Origin of the sequence: Mesorhizobium sp. SP-1A (genome assembly GCF_032460275.1) — a bacterium.
GTDB lineage: Bacteria > Pseudomonadota > Alphaproteobacteria > Rhizobiales > Rhizobiaceae > Mesorhizobium.
On the sequence record NZ_JAVXZD010000004.1, the window covers coordinates 435,564 to 451,544 of the forward strand.

Annotated in this window: 16 protein-coding genes; 15 read left to right on the forward strand and 1 reads right to left on the reverse strand. The window is 64.1% G+C overall.

What is annotated here, in order from left to right:
- Positions 1-6: 6 nt before the first annotated feature.
- The 13 genes from QU595_RS20465 (at position 7) to QU595_RS20525 (ending at position 13,600) form a co-directional block, all read left to right on the forward strand.
- Positions 7-519, forward strand: a complete 513-nt coding sequence (locus QU595_RS20465; protein WP_315925305.1) for a TRAP transporter small permease subunit — start codon at positions 7-9, stop codon at positions 517-519.
- Positions 516-1,841 carry a TRAP transporter large permease subunit gene (locus QU595_RS20470; protein ID WP_315925307.1) on the forward strand — a complete coding sequence of 442 codons (1,326 nt, stop codon included), beginning with the start codon at positions 516-518 and terminating at the stop codon, positions 1,839-1,841. Before QU595_RS20465 ends, QU595_RS20470 begins: the two co-directional genes overlap by 4 nt.
- A gap of 152 nt (positions 1,842-1,993) precedes the next feature.
- The gene (locus QU595_RS20475) at positions 1,994-3,061 is read left to right on the forward strand and encodes a TRAP transporter substrate-binding protein (protein WP_315925309.1); all 1,068 of its coding nucleotides are present in this window, start codon (positions 1,994-1,996) and stop codon (positions 3,059-3,061) included.
- A gap of 98 nt (positions 3,062-3,159) precedes the next feature.
- Complete coding sequence (locus QU595_RS20480) at positions 3,160-4,530, forward strand: glutamine synthetase family protein (RefSeq protein ID WP_315925311.1); 1,371 nt, start codon at positions 3,160-3,162, stop codon at positions 4,528-4,530.
- 61 nt (positions 4,531-4,591) lie between these two features.
- Positions 4,592-4,894 (forward strand): hypothetical protein, encoded by a 303-nt coding sequence (locus QU595_RS20485; protein ID WP_315925313.1) that lies wholly within the window; start codon positions 4,592-4,594, stop codon positions 4,892-4,894.
- A gap of 18 nt (positions 4,895-4,912) precedes the next feature.
- Positions 4,913-6,301 (forward strand): aldehyde dehydrogenase family protein, encoded by a 1,389-nt coding sequence (locus QU595_RS20490; protein WP_315925315.1) that lies wholly within the window; start codon positions 4,913-4,915, stop codon positions 6,299-6,301.
- Positions 6,302-6,395: 94 nt separating this feature from the next.
- Positions 6,396-7,568, forward strand: coding sequence for an iron-containing alcohol dehydrogenase (locus tag QU595_RS20495; RefSeq protein WP_315925317.1), 1,173 nt, complete (start codon positions 6,396-6,398; stop codon positions 7,566-7,568).
- 224 nt (positions 7,569-7,792) lie between these two features.
- The gene (locus tag QU595_RS20500) at positions 7,793-8,899 is read left to right on the forward strand and encodes an ABC transporter substrate-binding protein (RefSeq protein WP_315925319.1); all 1,107 of its coding nucleotides are present in this window, start codon (positions 7,793-7,795) and stop codon (positions 8,897-8,899) included.
- 124 nt (positions 8,900-9,023) lie between these two features.
- On the forward strand, positions 9,024-9,869 hold the full coding sequence (locus tag QU595_RS20505) for an ABC transporter permease subunit (RefSeq protein WP_315925710.1): 846 nt from the start codon (positions 9,024-9,026) through the stop codon (positions 9,867-9,869).
- The gene (locus QU595_RS20510) at positions 9,866-10,657 is read left to right on the forward strand and encodes an ABC transporter permease (protein ID WP_315925321.1); all 792 of its coding nucleotides are present in this window, start codon (positions 9,866-9,868) and stop codon (positions 10,655-10,657) included. Before QU595_RS20505 ends, QU595_RS20510 begins: the two co-directional genes overlap by 4 nt.
- A gap of 13 nt (positions 10,658-10,670) precedes the next feature.
- Positions 10,671-11,738 carry an ABC transporter ATP-binding protein gene (locus QU595_RS20515; RefSeq protein WP_315925323.1) on the forward strand — a complete coding sequence of 356 codons (1,068 nt, stop codon included), beginning with the start codon at positions 10,671-10,673 and terminating at the stop codon, positions 11,736-11,738.
- Positions 11,739-11,840: 102 nt separating this feature from the next.
- The gene (locus QU595_RS20520; RefSeq protein WP_315925325.1) at positions 11,841-12,758 is read left to right on the forward strand and encodes an endonuclease/exonuclease/phosphatase family protein; all 918 of its coding nucleotides are present in this window, start codon (positions 11,841-11,843) and stop codon (positions 12,756-12,758) included.
- Complete coding sequence (locus tag QU595_RS20525) at positions 12,755-13,600, forward strand: EamA family transporter (RefSeq protein WP_315925327.1); 846 nt, start codon at positions 12,755-12,757, stop codon at positions 13,598-13,600. Before QU595_RS20520 ends, QU595_RS20525 begins: the two co-directional genes overlap by 4 nt.
- A 30-nt stretch (positions 13,601-13,630) precedes the next feature.
- Here the strand turns inward: QU595_RS20525 and QU595_RS20530 are convergent, their stop codons facing one another.
- Positions 13,631-13,993: a hypothetical protein gene (locus tag QU595_RS20530; protein WP_315925329.1), complete on the reverse strand. Its 363-nt coding sequence runs from the start codon at positions 13,991-13,993 to the stop codon at positions 13,631-13,633.
- A 416-nt stretch (positions 13,994-14,409) separates the two neighbouring features.
- Here QU595_RS20530 and QU595_RS20535 point away from each other — a divergent pair, with 416 nt between their 5' ends.
- Both QU595_RS20535 and QU595_RS20540 read left to right on the forward strand, forming a co-directional pair.
- Positions 14,410-14,793, forward strand: coding sequence for a GFA family protein (locus tag QU595_RS20535; RefSeq protein WP_315925331.1), 384 nt, complete (start codon positions 14,410-14,412; stop codon positions 14,791-14,793).
- Between the two features lie 136 nt (positions 14,794-14,929).
- Positions 14,930-15,946, forward strand: coding sequence for a sugar ABC transporter substrate-binding protein (locus QU595_RS20540; protein WP_315925333.1), 1,017 nt, complete (start codon positions 14,930-14,932; stop codon positions 15,944-15,946).
- Positions 15,947-15,981 lie beyond the last annotated feature (35 nt).

Consider the following 15,981-nt stretch of genomic DNA (forward strand, 5'->3'; position numbering starts at 1 on the left):
GGGAGCGTGCCGAAAGCCGCGCAAGCCTACGTTCGTTTCATAGACGACCTGAACCGACGGGTCGGCAGATTCTCGATGTACCTCGTGTTCGTCATGGGCGCGCTGTTGCTCTATTCGACGCTGTCGAGAGTGCTTTTCCACGTCCCGGTCAATTGGGTCCTGGAGACCACGCAATTCCTGCTGTCGGCCTATTATCTGCTTGGCGGTGCCTATACGCTGCAGCTCGACCAGCACGTGCGCATGGACCTGTTCTACGGGCGCCTCAGCCCGCACAGGAAGGCGGTGACCGACGCGATCACCATATTGTTCGTGCTGTTCTACCTGGGAGTGCTGTTCCTGGGCGGCGTATCCAGCACCCATTACGCCATCGCTTTCGGGCAGAAGAACTATTCGGCCTGGGCGCCGCCCCTGTGGCCGATCAAGATCGTGATGACGGCCGGCATCTTCCTGATGCTGCTCCAGTGCATCTCCACCTTCATCAAGGACGTCGCAGCCGCTCGCGGGAAGCCGATCGCATGAGCTCCGAATTCATCACGCTTTTCATGTTCGGCACCATGATGGTGCTGCTGTTCACCGGGCAGCGCGTCTTCGGCGTCATCGGCTTCGTCGGCGCGGCCGCAGCGCTATGGCTGTGGGGCGAGGGATCGTTCGAAATGCCCTTCAACGCCTCCTTCCAGGTGCTGAACTGGTATCCGCTGATCACCGTGCCCTTCTTCGTCTTCATGGGCTACATGCTGTCGGAATCCGGCATCGCCACCGATCTCTACCGGCTGTTCCATGTCTGGTTCGGCCCGGTGCGGGGCGGCCTGGCGCTCGGCACCATCGGCCTGATGGTGCTGATCGCCGCCCTCAACGGCCTGTCGGTCGCGGGCATGGCCATCGGCGCCACCATCGCGCTGCCGCAATTGCTCAAGCACGGCTACGACAAGGTCATGGTGACGGGCGTGATCCAGGCCGGATCGTCGCTCGGCATCCTTATCCCCCCGAGCGTGGTGCTGGTGCTTTACGCCATGATCGCGCGCCAGCCGGTGCTCAGCCTGTGGCTGGCCGGCGTGTTCCCCGGCCTGCTGATGGCGCTGATCTTCGGCATCTATATCTATGTCCGCAGCCTGATCCAGCCGGAGATCGCGCCCGCCATGCCGGCCGAGGAACGGGCGCAGATCACTTGGGCGGAGCGCATTTCGCTGCTCAAGAAGGGCATTCTGCCGCTGGCGATCTTCCTCATCATGATGGGCCTGTTCATGACCGGCACCACAAGCCTGGTGGAAAGTTCGGCCGTGGGGGCGGGGCTTTCCGTGGTGGCGGCATGGTATTCGGGCAATTTCAACCGCAAGGTGTTCGAGGATTCCACCCGCAACACGCTCGCCATCTCGTGCATGTTCATGTGGATCATTCTCGGCGCGCTGTGCTTCAGCGCCGTCTATGACGGGCTCGGCGCGGTGAAAGCGGTCAAGTCGCTGCTGCTCGACACCTGGGAGTTCAGCCCGTGGACCGTGCTGGTCCTGATGCTGCTTTCCTTCATCGTCATGGGCACGTTCCTCGACGACACCGCCATGCTGGTGATCGTGGCGCCGCTCTATATTCCGCTGGTCAAGAGCCTCGGCTTCAGTCCGATCTGGTTCGGCGTGCTCTACACCATCACCTGCCAGATCGCCTACATCACCCCGCCGTTCGGCTACAACCTGTTCCTGATGCGCGCCATGGCGCCGCCGGACATCACGCTGGTCGATATCTACCGCTCGATCGTGCCGTTCTTCTTCCTGATGGTGTTGACGCTGATCGTCATCATGATCTTCCCGCAGATCGCGCTGTGGCTGCCCGAGGTCTATTCGGGGCGGTAGCCGGCGCGGGTCCAAGGCAATGAACGAACAAGGGCAACCAGAACAAGGAGACGGACAAGATCGGAGGGAATGCAGGCGCGGCTGGCCACAGGCAACACCGCGGGCCGGCTGCGAAGGCAAGCAGAGGGTTCAACGATGATGGGAGACTTGAGATGAAAGACCGAAGCACGATCAACAAGCGCGACTTCCTGCGCAAATCGATCCTGACGGGGGCAGGGGCCGTCGGCGCGACCACGCTCGCCGCGCCCTATGTGAAGGCGCAGGCCCCGATCAAATGGCGGCTCCAGACCTATGCCGGGCCGGCATTGGCCGAACATGTCTGCAAGCCGGGCATCGATGCCTTCAACAAGGCGGCCAACGGCCAGATGGAGATCGAGCTGTACACGGCCGACCAGCTGGTGCCGCAGGGCGAGTTGTTCCGCGCCGTTCAGGCCGGCACGCTCGACGCCGCGCAGAGCGACGACGATTCGGCCGCCGCGCCGGTGGACGTGGCCGTGTTCGGCGCCTACTTCCCGTTCGCCTCGCGCTACAGCCTCGACGTGCCGGCCCTGTGGCATTGGTACGGGCTCAAGGACATCTGGGAAGAAGCCTATGGCGAGGTGAAGGGCGTGACCTGGCTGTCGTCCGGCTCGTGGGACCCGTGCAACTTCGCCACCACCAAGCCGATCAGGTCGGTGGAAGACCTCAAGGGGCTGCGCGTCTACATGTTCCCGACCGGCGGCCGCTTCATGCAGAAGTTCGGCGTCGTGCCGGTATCGCTGCCCTATGAAGACGTGCAGGTGGCGATCCAGACCGGCGAACTGGACGGCATCTGCTGGTGCGGCATCACCGAGTGCTATACGGTGGGCTGGTCCGACGTGACCAAGTACTATCTCACCAACAACATCTCCGGCGCCTGGGCCGGCTCCTACTTCGTCAACAGCGACAAGTGGGCCGAGGTGCCGGATCACCTGAAAGAACTGTTCCGGATCGCCATGGACACCTCGCACTACTACCGCCAGCACTGGTATTGGTGGGGTGAGGCGCACTATCGTACCACCGGCGGCAAGTACGAGCTGACGACCATTCCCGAGGCGGAATGGAAGACGGTCGAGGACGAGGCCGAGAAGTTCTGGGACGAAATCGCGGCCACCAGCCCGCGCTGCGCCAAGGTGGTGCAGATCCTGAAGGACTATCGCCAGACGATGCAGAAGGCGGGTCCGCCTTACCGCTACGCCTGAGCGGCGGATCGATTTGGTAAGACCCGGCCCGGCCGCCTCCTGCGGCTGGGCCCACCTGTTGAAACGAGCAAGCGGCCGCAGGCGCGGCGGAGACGACAATGGCCGGAAATCTTTCGTTCGATCAGTTGAGGAAGGCGGTCGCGGCAGGCGAGATCGACACGGTGCTCGCCTGTGCCGCCGACATGCAGGGCCGTCTTATCGGCAAGCGTTTCCTGGCGCAGTTCTTCGTCGAATCCGCGCATGACGAGACGCATGGCTGCAACTACCTGCTGACCACCGATATCGATATGGAACCGGTGCCGGGCTACAAGGTGGCGAGCTGGTCGAAAGGCTATGGCGATTTCGTGCTCAAGCCCGACCTTTCCACCATCCGTTCGGTGCCGTGGCTGGAGAAGACGGCGCTGGTGCTGTGCGACGTGCTCGACCATCACGACCACGCCGACCTGCCGCATTCGCCCCGCGCCATCCTGAAGAAGCAGGTGAAGCGGCTGCAGGAGCGCGGCTATCTCGCCTATTTCGCTTCCGAGCTGGAATTCTACCTGTTCTCGGAAACCTACGAGACGGCGCGCGCCAAGCGCTGGCAGGGGCTCGCCACCGCGTCGCCCTATATCGGCGACTACCTGATCGGCATCACCACCAAGGAAGAAGGCTATATGCGCCGCCTGCGCAACGACATGCATGCGGCGGGCATCCCGATCGAGAACTCCAAGGGCGAATGGGGGCCCGGGCAGGAAGAGATCAACGTGCGCTATGCCGAAGCGCTGGAGATGGCCGACCGCCATGTCTTTCTCAAGAACGGCGCCAAGGAGATCGCCGACATCGAAGGCAAGGCCGTGTCCTTCATGGCCAAGTACAATTACGACCTGGCCGGCAATTCCAGCCATGTCCACAATTCGCTGTGGAGCGCCGACGGCAAGACGCCGCTGTTCTTCGACAAGGACGCGCCCTGGACGCTTTCGACGCTCGGCCGTCAATGGGCGGCTGGGCAACTCAAATACGCCAAGGACTTCACCTGGTTCCTGGCGCCCTACGTCAATTCCTACAAGCGCTTCCAGGCGGGCACCTTCGCGCCGACGAAGATCATGTGGAGCGAGGACAACCGCACCGCCGGCTTCCGCCTTTGCGGCGAGGGCACCAAGGGCATCCGCATGGAATGCCGCATCGGCGGCGCGGACCTGAACCCCTATCTCGCCTTCGCGGCGCTGATCGCGGCGGGACTTGCCGGCATCGACGAGAAGTTGGAACTGGAGAAGCCCTTCGTCGGCGACGCCTATCAGGCGGCGGAACTGCCGGAAATCCCCAAGACGCTGCGCGACGCCATCGTGACGATGGAAGGTTCGGAAATGCTCAAGACGGCCTTCGGCGAGGAGGTGGTCGATCATTACGTCCACACCGCGCGCTGGGAGCAGATGGAATATGACCGCCGCATCACCGACTGGGAGCTGCATCGCGGCTTCGAGAGGTACTAGTTTGGACCGGGCGCGTCGTGATCGCTTTAGTTCGCATACCGTGGATGAGTGGCTGTCGCTCATGCCAAATGAACTGGCTATAGATGCAGTGGGCTTGTGGCAGATTATACCCTACGGGCGTCATGATTTCGGTTTTAACGGTCAGGACCTTGAAGCGTTCACTGCCGAAGCACTCTCGAATCTCTTGGCTCGTGGCGCTGTGCCTATTACGGGGCAAGATGGCAAATGGGTGATAGAACATCGGTATGGAACGGCCAATCAAGAGATCATCACAAACGTAATTGACAAATGGCTCGCTCCGGGCGCGCCCGATCCAGACGTTGAATCCGTTTGGTTTGGGCTGCCGTCGGTGGTGTTGGATTAAGATATTAGGAACAACAGCATGACTGAAACCGTCAAACTCAAATCCCCCATCGACGGCTCGATCTATGCCGAGCGGCCAATCGCCACGGACGCGCAGGTGAGCGCGGCGGTCGAGCGCGCACGCGCCGCGCAGGCCGATTGGGCGAAGACCTCGATCGCCGAACGCGGCAAATACATGCTGGCCATGCTGGAGGCGCTGGTCGGCATGAGCGACGAGATCGTGCCGGAGATCGCCTGGCAGATGGGGCGCCCGGTGCGCTACGGCGGCGAGTTCGGCGGCGTGAAGGAGCGTGTCTCCTATATGGTCGAAATCGCCGAGCAGGCGTTGAAGCCGGTTCTTGCCTCAAACCCGAAGGACGGTTTCCGCCGCTATGTGAAGAAGGAGCCGCTCGGCGTGGTGATGGTCATCGCGCCGTGGAACTATCCCTATCTTACGGCCGTCAACACCATCGTGCCGGCGCTGATGGCGGGCTCGACCGTCATCCTGAAACACGCTGCACAGACATTGCTGGTGGGCGAGCGTTTCGCGCAGGCCTTCGAGAAGGCCGGCCTGCCCAGGGGCGTGTTCCAGAACGTCGTGCTCAACCACGCCCAGACCGAGAAACTGCTCGGCTCCGGCAAGATCGACCATGTCAATTTCACCGGTTCGGTCGCCGGCGGGCGCGCCATCGAAAAGGCGGCGGCGGGCACCTTCATGACGCTGGGGCTCGAACTCGGCGGCAAGGACCCGGCCTATGTGCTGCCGGACGCCAGGCTCGACCATGCCGTGGCCAATCTGGTGGACGGCACCTTCTTCAATTCCGGCCAGTGCTGCTGCGGCATCGAACGCGTCTATGTGCACGAGAAGGTCTATGACGAGTTCGTCGAAGGCTTCGTCGCCGAGACGAAGAACTATGTCTTGGGCAACCCGCTCGAGCAGGCCACCACGATGGGGCCGATGGCGCAGGCGCGCTTCGCCGACCTGATCCGCGAGCAGAAGGCCGAGGCGCTGCGCAAGGGCGCCGCGGCGCACATCAACATGAAGGTGGACAAGGACGTCGCCGGCTCGCCCTATCTGGCGCCGGAAGTGCTGACCAATGTCGACCACCAGATGAGCGTGATGCGCGAGGAGAGCTTCGGGCCGATCGTCGGCATCATGAAGGTGCGCAACGACGAGGAGGCGATCGCGCTGATGAACGACAGCCCCTATGGGCTCACCGCCTCGATCTGGACCCGCGACACCGACCACGCCGTCGCCATCGGCGACCGGGTCGAGACCGGCACGGTATTCATGAACCGCTGCGACTATCTCGATCCTGCGCTGGTGTGGACCGGCGTGAAGGACACCGGCAAGGGCGCGGCCTTGTCGGCCATCGGCTACGACAACCTGACCCGCCCGAAGAGCTATCATCTGCGCGAGACGATCTGATGCCTGGCGTCATCCCGGCCGAGGCAGCGAAGAGCGGCTTCCGGGACGGCGCTGCCCCTACCGCCACTTCAATATCCCGCTGAAAGACCTCCCCATGACCAAACTCGTTTCCAAATGGAACTACCCCACCACCGTGCGTTTCGGCGCTGGCCGCATCAAGGAACTGCCGGAGGTGCTGGAGGCTGTCGGCATCAAGCGGCCGCTCTTCGTCACCGATCCGGGCCTGGCCAAGCTGCCGGTCGTGGCCTCGACGCTGAAGCTCCTCGACGACGCCAAGCTGCCCTACGGCGTCTTTTCCGACGTGAAGCCCAATCCGGTGGAATCCAATCTCGCCGCCGGCATCGAGGCCTTCAAGAAGGGCAAGCATGACGGCGTCATCGCCTTCGGCGGCGGCTCGGCGCTCGACCTCGGCAAGCTGATCGCCTTCCAGGCCGGGCAGACGCGACCGGTGTGGGATTTCGAGGACATCGGCGACTGGTGGACGCGGGCCGACGCCGCCAAGATCGCGCCGATCGTGGCCGTTCCCACCACCGCCGGCACCGGCTCGGAAGTGGGACGCGCCGGCGTCATCACGCATGAGGCCAGCCACACCAAGAAGGTCATCTTCCATCCCAAGATGTTGCCCGAGATCGTCATCGCCGATCCGGAACTGACCGTGGGCATGCCGCCCTTCATCACCGCCGGCACCGGCATGGATGCGCTGGCGCATTGCCTGGAGGCCTATTGCGCGCCGGGCTATCACCCGATGGCGGACGGCATCGCGGTGGAAGGAATCCGGCTGGTGTTCGAGAACCTGCCCAAGGCCTTCGCCAACGGCAAGGACCTTGTCGCGCGCGCCCATATGATGAGCGCGGCCGCCATGGGCGCCACCGCCTTCCAGAAGGGGCTCGGCGCGATCCATTCGCTGTCGCACCCGATCGGTGCGCTCTACGACACCCATCACGGCATGACCAACGCCGTGTTCATGCCCTACGTGCTCGCCTTCAACCGCGACGCCATCGAGGACAAGATCGTTCGTCTCGCGGCCTATTGCGGCATCAAGGGCGGCTATGACGGGTTCGCCAAGGCGATCCTGAAACTGCGCAAGGAACTGAAGGTGCCGAACACGCTGCCGGACCTGATCAAGGGCCTGGAAATCGACAAGAAGCGCGCCGGCCTCATCGCCGACATGGCGGTGGTCGACCCGACTGCCGGCGGCAATCCGGTCAAGCTCACCAAGAAGGCTGCTCAGACGCTTCTGGGCGCCGCTCTCGAGGGAACCCTCTAGCGTTTCGCCCGCGATTTTGAACCAGAACGAAAGACGCCTTGCCTGAAGTGAAATTTTACGCGGCAAAGCGAAGGCGGGGAGATTGCCAGTTTGCCGGAAAAGTAGTTTAGTTTCCGGCTGCGGGACGGAGGCTTGGGAGGTGCTTCTTCTTTCACATGACTGTCACTGAGTATCGGTAACCGCATCGCAGGCGCCGGGGAGGCGTCAGTTCAACGGAGAGACACATGTTCAATTTCGCGGGGAAGATCCTGTCCCTCACCGCTGTGGCGCTTCTGACCACCACGGCCATCGGCTCGGCGCAGTCGATGGACGAACTGGTCGCCGCGGCGAAGAAGGAAGGCCAGCTGACCACCATCGCGCTGCCGCATGACTGGTGCGGCTACGGCGCGCTGATCGACGGCTTCAAGAAGAAGTATCCGGAAATCACCGTCAACGAACTCAATCCGGACGCCGGCTCCAGCGATGAAGTCGAAGCGATCAAGGCCAACAAGGACAACAAGGGCCCGCAGGCCCCCGACGTCATCGACGTCGGTCTCTCCTATGGTCCGCAGGCCAAGACCGACGGCCTGATCCAGGCCTACAAGGTGTCGACCTGGGATTCGATCCCCGACAGCGCCAAGGACGCCGACGGCTCCTGGTACGGCGACTATTACGGCGTGCTCTCCTTCATGGTGAACAAGGACCTGGTCAAGACCCCGCCGGCCGACTGGTCCGACCTGCTGAAGCCGGACTATGCCAATTCCGTGGCTCTGGCCGGCGACCCGCGCGCATCCAACCAGGCCATCCAGGGCGTCTACGCCGCCGGCCTCGGCTCGGGCGCCACGGACGCCGCCTCGGCAGCCGAGAAGGGGCTGGCCTTCTTCAAGGACCTGAACGCCAAGGGCAATTTCGTGCCGGTCATCGGCAAGGCCGCGACCCTGGCCCAGGGCCAGACGCCCATCATCATCTACTGGGACTACAACGCCCTTTCGGGCCGCGACAATCTCAAGGACAACCCGCCGGTCGACGTCGTCGTGCCGAAGTCCGGCGTCGTGGCCGGCGTCTACGTGCAGGCGATCAGCGCCTATGCGCCGCATCCGAACGCGGCGAAGCTGTGGATGGAATATCTCTATTCCGACGAGGGCCAGCTCGGCTACCTGAAGGGCTATTGCCACCCGATCCGCTTCAACGATCTCGCCAAGAACGGCAAGATCCCGCAGGATCTGCTCGACAAGCTGCCGCCGGCTGCCGCCTACGAAAAGGCCGTGTTCCCGACGCTGGAAGACCAGGGCAAGGCGAAGGACGAGATCACCAAGAACTGGGACTCGGTGGTCGGCGCCAACGTCAAGTAAGCATCGCGTTTCCGGGCGGCCTTGCGGCCGCCCGGCTTCTTACGGGTTCCGCCATATGACCGACGCCGCCATCACCGATCCTGCCGCAGCCCGGAACTCCGTTCCGCCGGCGCGGACCGGCGGCATGCGCCTGCCCCTGCAGTGGCTGGGCGTCGCTCCCTTCTTCATTTTCGCGCTGATGTTCCTCATCTTCCCGACCTTCTACCTGGTCGTGGGGGCCTTCCAGAACAATCAGGGCCAATTCACCCTCGAAAACATCGGCGCGCTGTTCCAGCCGTCGATCATCGCGGCCTACTGGATCTCGATCCGCATCAGCCTGGCATCGTCTGTTCTCGGCGCGCTGGCCGGGCTTGCCATTTCGATCGCCATCGTGCGCGGCGGGCTGCCGGGCTGGGTGCGCACCACGACGATGACCTTTTCGGGCGTGGCCTCGAATTTCGCCGGCGTGCCGCTGGCCTTCGCCTTCCTCGCCACGCTCGGCCGGCTGGGCCTGATGACGATCCTGCTGCGCGACTGGCTGGGCATCAACATCTATGCGGCGGGCTTCAACATCCTGTCGTTCTCGGGCCTGACGCTGACCTATCTGTTCTTCCAGATCCCGCTGATGGTGGTCATCATCACGCCGGCCATCGACGGCCTCAAAAGGGAATGGAGCGAGGCCGCGGCGACGCTCGGCGCCACCCAGTTCCAGTACTGGCGCATGGTCGCCATTCCCGTGCTGTGGCCGAGCTTCCTCGGCACACTCGTGCTGCTGTTCGCCAATTCGTTCGGGGCCATCGCCACCGCCTATGCGCTGACGGGTTCGTCGCTCAATATCGTGCCGATCCTGCTCTATGCGCAGATTCGCGGCGACGTGCTGCACAATCCGCATCTGGGCTATGCGCTGGCCTTCGGCATGATCTTCGTGACAGGCGTCGCCAATGCCTTCTACATCTGGTTCCGCACGCGCAGCGAGAGGTGGCTGAAATGAAACGCCGCCGTATCTGGGCCTGGGTGACGTTCGTCCTCGGCGCCGCCTATTTCCTCATACCGCTGATCGGCACGCTGGAATTCTCGCTGCGCATGCGTCGCGGCGAATATTCCTTCGATGCCTACCGCGTGGTGCTGGGCGATGCGCGGTTCCAGGAAACCTTCCTCTATTCGACCGTCGTCGCCTGCTTCACCATTGTCATAGGCGTGCTGCTGGTGGTGCCGACCGCCTATTGGATCCGGCTGCGCCTGCCGCAGATCCGGCCGGTGGTGGAGTTCATCACGCTTCTGCCGCTCATCATCCCGGCCATCGTCATCGTGTTCGGCTATATCCGCATGTACGGTTCGTCCTCGCCGCTGCCGTTCCTGGCGACGAACCGCGGCGCGGATGTACTGCTCATGATCGGATACGCCACGCTGGCGCTGCCCTACATGTACCGCGCCGTCGATACCGGCCTGCGCACCATCGACGTGTGCACGCTGACGGAGGCCGCGCAGGTTCACGGCGCCGGCTGGACCACCATCATTTCGCGCATCATCCTGCCCAACGTGCTGATCGCGGTGCTGTCGGGCGCGTTCCTCACCTTCGCCATCGTCATCGGCGAGTTCACCATGGCCAGCCTGCTCAACCGGCCCGCCTTCGGACCCTATCTGCAGAACATCGGCGCCAACCGCGCTTATGAGCCGGCCGCGCTGGCGGTGATCGCCTTCGCCATCACCTGGGGCTGCATGGCGGTGATCCAGGTCCTGTCCCGTTTCGCGCCGAAATCGGCCAACAACCCGAACTGAACCGAAAGAACCCATGTCCGAAACCTTCCTCAGCATCCAGGGTGTCCGCAAGGCGTTCGGCGCCACCACGGTGGTCAAGGACTTCAACCTCGACGTCGCGCGCGGCGAGTTCGTCTCCTTCCTCGGTCCCTCGGGCTGCGGCAAGACGACGATGCTGCGCATGGTCGCCGGGTTCGAGGAGCCGTCGGCCGGGCGCATCCTGATCGGCGGCAAGGACGTCACCAACCTCAAGCCGAACCAGCGCAATATCGGCATGGTGTTCCAGGCCTATGCGCTGTTCCCGAACCTGACGGTGGCGCAGAACATCGGCTTCGGCCTCAAGGTGGCCGGGGCCGCCAAGGCCGACATCGACCAGCGCGTCAAGGAGATGCTGGCCATCATCAAGCTGGAGGAATATGGCGCACGTTATCCCTACCAGCTTTCGGGCGGCCAGCAGCAGCGCGTCGCGCTGGCGCGCGCGCTCGCGCCGCGGCCTAAGCTGCTGCTGCTGGACGAGCCGCTTTCCGCGCTCGACGCCAAGGTGCGAATCTCGCTGCGGGAGGAAATCCGCGCCATCCAGAAGAAGCTCGACATCACCACCATCTTCGTCACCCACGACCAGGAAGAGGCGCTCTCCATGTCGGACCGCGTCGTGGTGATGTACGACGGCAGGGCCGAGCAGGTCGGCGCGCCGTTCGAGATCTACAACCAGCCGGCGACCAGGTTCGTGGCCAATTTCGTCGGTACGCTGAACGTGCTGGACGGCACGGTGGTGGACCCGGCGACCGCGACCGTGAAGATCAGCGATTCCAACGTCTCGCTGAAGAAGGGATCGCTGAACGGGGCCAAGGCCGGCGACGTGCTGTCGCTGGCGTTGCGGCCGGAGGCGCTCGCGCTCGGAGCGCGCGCCGGGAATGACAGCCATCTGTCAGGCGAGATCGCCGACGTGCATTTCCTCGGCTCCGTCATCCGCGTGCGGGTGGGGGTGGGCAGCGGCGTCGTGTCGCTCGACACGTTCAATAATTCCGCCACCCCGCCGCCGAAGGTGGGCGACAAGGCCGAGATCAGCTTCTCGTCGGGCGACGTGCTGGTTCTCCACTGACAGGACCGGTCCGTCTGGCCCAAGCCGCGGCAGCGACGCTGCACATTGCAAGGTCGCCCGCGAACGGTTACTGCCGTGCCCGAAAACTGAGCCGGGTAAGCAGTGAAGCTCGTCAGCTACAATATCCAATACGGTTTCGGGGCCGACGGCCGCTACGATCTCAAACGCAGCGCACGGGTCGTCGCGGGCGCCGACATCATCGCCCTGCAGGAAGTGGAGCGGCATTGGCGCCGCACCAATGACGACGACCAGCCGGCGCTGCTTTCGCAATTGTTGCCCGGCTACCATTGGGTCTACGGTCCGGCCTTCGACATGGATGCCAGCACGCGCGAGGGCGGACGTCTCGTCAACCGGCGCAGGCAGTTCGGCACGATGTTGCTTTCGAGGCTGCCCATCGTGTGGTCGCGCCTGCATGCCTTGCCGATGCGGCGCATGGCGCGGCCGCTCAACACCCGCAACGCGGCGCTGGAATGCATGATCGAAACCCCGGCCGGGCCGATCCGTTTCCTGTCTCTGCACCTCGCCCATGTCGGCGTCGAGGAACGGCTGGAACAGATCGACTACCTGCTCGACCGGCATCGTTGCGCCCCGCTGGAAGGCGGGCCGTGGAGCGGCAGCGACGACGAGCCTGAGCGCGACTGGACGAATGGCGGCTCCGAGCCTGAAAGCCCCTCCGCGGCGATCTGGATGGGCGACTTCAATTGCGAGCCGGGCAGCGCCGAATATCGTCGCATCGTCGGCGGCGGCACGCCTTACCATCCGGGCGCGACCTATCGCGACGGCCTGGTCGACGCCGCCGCAGTGGCGCCGGAGACGACGGATTTCCACACGCATGAGAAGACGATCGCAGGCCGTCCGGCTCTGCGCCGGCTCGACCACTGCTTCGTGACGGGCTCGCTGGCCGCTCGGGTGCGGGCGGTGGGCGCGGATACGGCCGAGGGCGCCTCGGACCATTTCCCGTTGCGGATCGATATCGATCTCGAAACGCCGCTGGCGACCAGCCAAGGGGGCCGCGCATGACTCCTGCCGTCTTCCTCGCCGTGCTGTCGGCCGCCGCAATGCATGCGATCTGGAATGCGCTGGTCAAGGTGCATCTCGACCGGTTCATGTCGATCACCCTGCTGACGGTGGGCATGGGAGCGGTGGCGCTGCTGGCGGTTCCTTTCGTCGAAATGCCGAAGACGGAGGTCTGGCCCTTCATCATCGCCTCCGTGCTCTTCCATGTCGGATACCGGACCTGCCTGATCGGCGCCTATCAGGCCGGCGATTTCGCGCAGATCTATCCGCTGGCACGGGGCACGGCGCCGCTGCTCTCTTCGCTAGGCGGCATATTCGTCGTCTCAGAGGTGCCCGCGCCGCTGGCACTGGCCGGCATCGTGATGCTGTCGATCGGAACCTTCGTGATGTCGTTCCGCGGTGGCGCGCATCTGGAAAGGTTCAACCTGCGCGCCGTGGCGTTTGCGCTCGCGACGTCGGTCTTCATCGCCAGCTATACGCTCTCCGACGGCAGCGGCGCCCGGCTTGCGGCCACGGCCTCGAGCTATGCCGTGTGGCTGTTCGTCAGCGACGGGGCATTGGCGCTGGTGCTTTGCATCGTCTTTCGCGGGCCGCAATCGCTGCCGCTGCTGGCGCGGGACTGGAAAGCAGGGCTCCTCACCGGCACCTTGTCCGGTGCCGCCTACTGGATCGTCATGTGGGCGATGACCAAAGCGCCGATTGCATCGGTGGCGTCGCTGCGCGAAACCTCCATCCTGTTCGCCATGCTGATTTCGGTGTTCGCGCTGGGCGAGAAGATGACGGCCTGGCGCGGCGCGGCCGCGCTCGGCATCGTCATGGGCGTCATCGCGCTCAGGATGGGCTGACCACGCGGCCCTGTTCGGCAAGCCCGGGGCTCACTTCTCCATCCGGTAGGCGATGCCGACCGCGGTCACGCTCTGCCAGCAATGCGGGCTGAGGCTGATGCCTCCCTTCAGATATCTGACGTGGTAGATGCCGGTGGCGCCGATGCTGGCTGCTTCTTCCCTCATGCGGTCGGTGGCGTCGTCCTGGCTCGGCAGCTTGTCGAAAGGTCCTTTCTGGCACGACAGTCCTTCCACGCGCCCCTGCAGGACCGCGCCGGTCAGAAGCTGGTCCGTCGTGACGAGGGAAGCCTTGTCTGTGGGGGGGAATGTCACCCGCTCTATGGACGGAGACGCGCATCCGGACGCCATGCCGCCGACAATTGCCAGCATGATCGTCGGCCTCGATCGCTTCATACCCCAACTCCACTCTCACGCGGCGGTTCTGCAAATCCCCGGCGGGTCGGGTTCGGAGCGCAGCGTTGCCAAGGGCCTACCATGCCGCAGCCGGCAGCCACCGGCAACCACTTCCATGGCTTGCGAAGCCTACCCTGCCTGTAAATCCCGTCTTCCCTTCCGGATACAAAAATCCACCCTGGCGGGTGGCACGGGCAGAAAGTTTTTCGTCTAAGGTTCGGACGCTGCTCCGCACACGCAGCCGCCCGGCCGCCGATACCTTCCCCCAGAAGTTCCTCGCGGCCGGGCCCCTCCTTTTTCCCAGATGCCGGAATCCGGTCGCGTGGCTGCGGCCCGGCAAGGTGACGATCGTCACCATTGACCCGGCCGCTGTCTGCCCGCCTAATCCCCTGCCGGAATTGGCTCAGGGGAGTTTCATGCATACGGGTCACTGTCTATGCGGCGGCGTGCGCTATGAGGTGCGAGGCGATCTCACCGGGGCGACTGCCTGCCATTGCTCGCAATGCGCGCGCGCGAGCGGCAATTTCGCCGCGACGGCGGCGTGCCGGGCGCAGGACCTTGTCATCTCCGGCACCGACAAGCTGACCTGGTTCCGGTCCTCCGAAAACGCCCAGCGCGGATTCTGCTCGCGCTGCGGCGGCAATCTGTTCTGGAAGGCCGATTCGGGCGAGGAGGTCTATGTCACGCTCGGAACGCTCAACCGGCCGACGGGGCTGCGTCTGCAAGGCCATATCTTCGTCGGTTCGAAAGCGGATTTCTACGACCTGACCGACGGCCTGCCCCAGAAGGAAGAATATTAGGCGGCTGCCGCCGGGCAGTGATCCGGGCCGCGGCCCATGGCGGGCCAGGCTCCGCAACGCTGGATTGCCGCACTTCCAAAACGCCTGCATACTCCCTTGCCCTGCCTGGACGGGCAGGTTGCACAGGGAGGAGACAATGGCAGGTACAGCAGGCACAAATCGGCGTGATTTCCTGGCAGGCGCTTCCATTGGCGGGGCGGCTGCCCTTCTGGGCGGGTTCGGCATCAGCGAGGCCCTTGCCGCCGCGGCCGGGCGGTCGGAAAAGCCGCTCAAGGCAGCCTTTTCCAACGCCGGACTCCAGGCCACATGGTGCGCGCAGGGAAAGCAGGCCGCCGAATATTGGGGCAAGCTCTTCAACGTCGAAGTCAGTTGGTTCGACGGTGAACTCGACGCGGTCAAGCAGCGTGCGGCCATCGACAACATGGCCTCGCAGAAGTGGGATTTCGTCGCCATCCAGGCCTTCGGCATCGGCACGCTGACGCAGCCGGTCAAGAAGATGATCGATGCGGGCATCCCCGTCATCGACATGGACACGCTGATCGCCCCGCTCGACCAGATCGACATCCACTCCTTCATCGCTCCCGACAACGAGTTCATGGGCGCTTCCGTCACCCAGGCGCTGGTCAACGCGATCGGCGGCAAGGGCAAGGTCATCATGACCCAGGGCGCGCTCGGCCATACCGGCGCGCAAGGCCGCGCCAAGGGTTTCGAATCGGTGGTGAAACAGTTTCCGGGCATCGAGGTGCTGGATACGCAGCCGGCCGACTGGGACGTTTCCAAGACCGCCCGCCTGTGGGAAACCTATCTGACGAAATATCCGAAGATCGACGCCGCCTATTTCCACAATGACGACATGGCGCTGGCTGCCTACAACGTCATGAAGGCGCACAACCGCACCGACATCAAGATCGGCGGCTGCGATGCGATGCCGCCGGCCATTTCCGCCGTCGCCGACGGGCGCATGTTCGCCACCGTCCGCAACCCGTCCTGCCGCATCCATGGCGGCGCAATCATAGCGGGCGTCGCGGCGGTCACCGGCGGCGAGAAGACCGGCGAGGGCGGCATTCCGAAGAACGTCGTCGCGGACGGCCCGGTCGTCACCAAAAGCAATGCGGCCGGCATGCTGTGGATGGAGAACCATTTCCTGATCTGACCCCTCAACCTGCTGGCCGGGGCCGTACCGGCTCC

What these genes read in the sequence shown, in the direction of transcription:
- QU595_RS20470 (WP_315925307.1), top strand. Translation starts at nt 516, where the DNA reads ATGAGCTCCGAATTCATCACGCTTTTCATGTTCGGCACCATGATGGTG.
- QU595_RS20475 (WP_315925309.1), top strand. Translation starts at nt 1,994, where the DNA reads ATGAAAGACCGAAGCACGATCAACAAGCGCGACTTCCTGCGCAAATCG.
- QU595_RS20480 (WP_315925311.1), top strand. Translation starts at nt 3,160, where the DNA reads ATGGCCGGAAATCTTTCGTTCGATCAGTTGAGGAAGGCGGTCGCGGCA.
- QU595_RS20485 (WP_315925313.1), top strand. Translation starts at nt 4,592, where the DNA reads ATGCCAAATGAACTGGCTATAGATGCAGTGGGCTTGTGGCAGATTATA.
- QU595_RS20490 (WP_315925315.1), top strand. Translation starts at nt 4,913, where the DNA reads ATGACTGAAACCGTCAAACTCAAATCCCCCATCGACGGCTCGATCTAT.
- QU595_RS20495 (WP_315925317.1), top strand. Translation starts at nt 6,396, where the DNA reads ATGACCAAACTCGTTTCCAAATGGAACTACCCCACCACCGTGCGTTTC.
- QU595_RS20500 (WP_315925319.1), top strand. Translation starts at nt 7,793, where the DNA reads ATGTTCAATTTCGCGGGGAAGATCCTGTCCCTCACCGCTGTGGCGCTT.
- QU595_RS20505 (WP_315925710.1), top strand. Translation starts at nt 9,024, where the DNA reads ATGCGCCTGCCCCTGCAGTGGCTGGGCGTCGCTCCCTTCTTCATTTTC.
- QU595_RS20510 (WP_315925321.1), top strand. Translation starts at nt 9,866, where the DNA reads ATGAAACGCCGCCGTATCTGGGCCTGGGTGACGTTCGTCCTCGGCGCC.
- QU595_RS20515 (WP_315925323.1), top strand. Translation starts at nt 10,671, where the DNA reads ATGTCCGAAACCTTCCTCAGCATCCAGGGTGTCCGCAAGGCGTTCGGC.
- QU595_RS20525 (WP_315925327.1), top strand. Translation starts at nt 12,755, where the DNA reads ATGACTCCTGCCGTCTTCCTCGCCGTGCTGTCGGCCGCCGCAATGCAT.
- QU595_RS20530 (WP_315925329.1), bottom strand. Translation starts at nt 13,993, where the DNA reads ATGAAGCGATCGAGGCCGACGATCATGCTGGCAATTGTCGGCGGCATG.
- QU595_RS20535 (WP_315925331.1), top strand. Translation starts at nt 14,410, where the DNA reads ATGCATACGGGTCACTGTCTATGCGGCGGCGTGCGCTATGAGGTGCGA.
- QU595_RS20540 (WP_315925333.1), top strand. Translation starts at nt 14,930, where the DNA reads ATGGCAGGTACAGCAGGCACAAATCGGCGTGATTTCCTGGCAGGCGCT.